Origin of the sequence: Micromonospora sp. D75 (assembly GCF_018070405.1) — a bacterium.
GTDB lineage: Bacteria > Actinomycetota > Actinomycetes > Mycobacteriales > Micromonosporaceae > Micromonospora > Micromonospora chalcea.
Window position 1 is genome coordinate 1 of record NZ_JAGPXV010000952.1, and the last position, 1489, is coordinate 1489.

The 1489-nt window shown below is 74.8% G+C and carries 4 protein-coding genes; 2 read left to right on the forward strand and 2 right to left on the reverse strand.

The window, feature by feature from the left end; all coding sequences use genetic code 11:
- Together KBX39_RS31000 and KBX39_RS31005 are read left to right on the forward strand one after the other, a co-directional pair.
- The coding region (locus KBX39_RS31000) for a LysR family substrate-binding domain-containing protein (protein ID WP_210873955.1) at positions 1-581 on the forward strand (581 nt) is incomplete at its 5' end.
- A gap of 20 nt (positions 582-601) precedes the next feature.
- Positions 602-838, forward strand: coding sequence for a hypothetical protein (locus tag KBX39_RS31005; protein WP_043324442.1), 237 nt, complete (start codon positions 602-604; stop codon positions 836-838).
- 47 nt (positions 839-885) lie between these two features.
- Here KBX39_RS31005 and KBX39_RS31010 read toward each other — a convergent pair whose 3' ends face one another.
- A complete protein-coding gene (locus KBX39_RS31010; RefSeq protein ID WP_043324444.1) occupies positions 886-1236 on the reverse strand; it encodes a DUF3140 domain-containing protein in 351 nt (116 codons plus the stop codon).
- Positions 1236-1406 carry a hypothetical protein gene (locus KBX39_RS31015; protein ID WP_166456064.1) on the reverse strand — a complete coding sequence of 57 codons (171 nt, stop codon included), beginning with the start codon at positions 1404-1406 and terminating at the stop codon, positions 1236-1238. Before KBX39_RS31015 ends, KBX39_RS31010 begins: the two co-directional genes overlap by 1 nt.
- Between the last annotated feature and the right edge of the window lie 83 nt (positions 1407-1489).

A 1489-nucleotide genomic window follows, 5' to 3' on the forward strand; every position in this document is an offset into this window, starting at 1 on the left:
AGATGGTGGCCGGCGGCCGGCTCGACTTCGCCCTCACCGGGGTGTGCGGCGACTCGACGCCGTCGGCGGGGTTCGGGCTGAGCTGGCGGGAGGTGGCGGTGGAGCCGATCTGCGTGCTGCTGCCGCAGACCCACCCGCTGGCCGGTCGCGCCGAGATCGACCTGGTCGACCTGAGTCACGAGCGGTGGGTGGCCGCGCCGGGCGACGGCTGCTTCGGCGACTGCTTCGCCGCCGCGTGCGCCCGCGCCGGCTTCACCCCCAAGAAGGTGTACGAGGCGGACGTGCGGGCCGCCCTGGAGCTGGTGGACGCGGGCGAGGCGGTGGCGTTGTGCCAGGCCACGTTCCGGCCGGTCGCCGGGCTGGTCACGCGGCGGCTGGCCGGTTCGCCGCTGCGCTGGCGGCTGCTGCTCGGCTGGCACCCGGACGTGCCGGCGGCCGCGGTGGCCGACCCGGTGCTGGCGGCGGCGGTGGCGGCGTACACGGACGCGCTGGCCAACCATCCCGACTATCTGGGCTGGTTGCTGGCGCACCCGGAGTTCGGCGTGCAGCCCAACGGCACCGGCGGGGTGCGAATCGCCTGAACCCGGGTAACACCGGCGACATGACTGATCTGTATCCGGCCGCCGACCAGCGGGAGCTGCTGCGTCAGGCGGCCACCGCGCACACCACCGCCGCCGCCGAGGTGGAGGCGTTCCTGCGGCGGCTGCCGGAGGTGCCGGACCCGGCCGACGTCACCGAGTACGCCAACCTGCTCAGCCGTGCGGAGCGGGCCCGGGACGACCTGCTGGCCGCGGCGGACGCGGCCGGGCTGCGGCTGCCCAGCCTGGAGTCGGAGTAGACGCCGGCGCCCGGGTGGGTGACCCGCCCGGGCGCCGGCGTACCGGCTCAGCGTTCGATCAGGACGTCGTGGCCGAGGTCGAGCAGGGCGTGCCGCCACTCGTCGTCGGCGTTGCCCCGGCGTGGCCGCTGCGCGGTCAGCTCCCGGATCCGGGTGATCGCCTCGCGCATCACCTCGATGTCCTCCGGCGTGAGGTCCACCTTGCGCTTGCGCAGCACGGCGAGGATCTGCCGGCCGGGTTCGGGCAGGTCGAGGTCCGGGCCGGGGCCGAACGCCTCCTCCCCCGAGCCGCGGGTCAGCAGCCACTGCCGCAGCGTCTCGGAGGACACGTTCACCTCGGCGTGGAAGTCGTCCCAGATCACCTCGACCTCGGGGTCGAGTCGCGCCTCGCGTGCCATCACGCCTCCTCTGCCGGCGGCGGCCCGGATGCCGGCTCGCCCTCGTTCGGTGTGTGCTGCTTCAGGCCCTCCGGCGGCACCCGCACCCGGGACGGGTTCGCCGTCGGGGCCGCCTCGATCGGCTCACCGGCCCCGATGTCGCCGTCGGGGACCTCCTCGGGTTCGGTCATGTCCGCCCTTTCGATCCGTCGGTGACGAGGCGGTCCGGCCCGTGGGAACGGACCGTCGCCGGTCATCGGGGATGAGACGTGGT

Bases quoted from the DNA above. Each gene is read 5' to 3' on its own strand.
- KBX39_RS31005 (WP_043324442.1), top strand. From the start codon at position 602: ATGACTGATCTGTATCCGGCCGCCGACCAGCGGGAGCTGCTGCGTCAG.
- KBX39_RS31010 (WP_043324444.1), bottom strand. From the start codon at position 1,236: ATGGCACGCGAGGCGCGACTCGACCCCGAGGTCGAGGTGATCTGGGAC.
- KBX39_RS31015 (WP_166456064.1), bottom strand. From the start codon at position 1,406: ATGACCGAACCCGAGGAGGTCCCCGACGGCGACATCGGGGCCGGTGAG.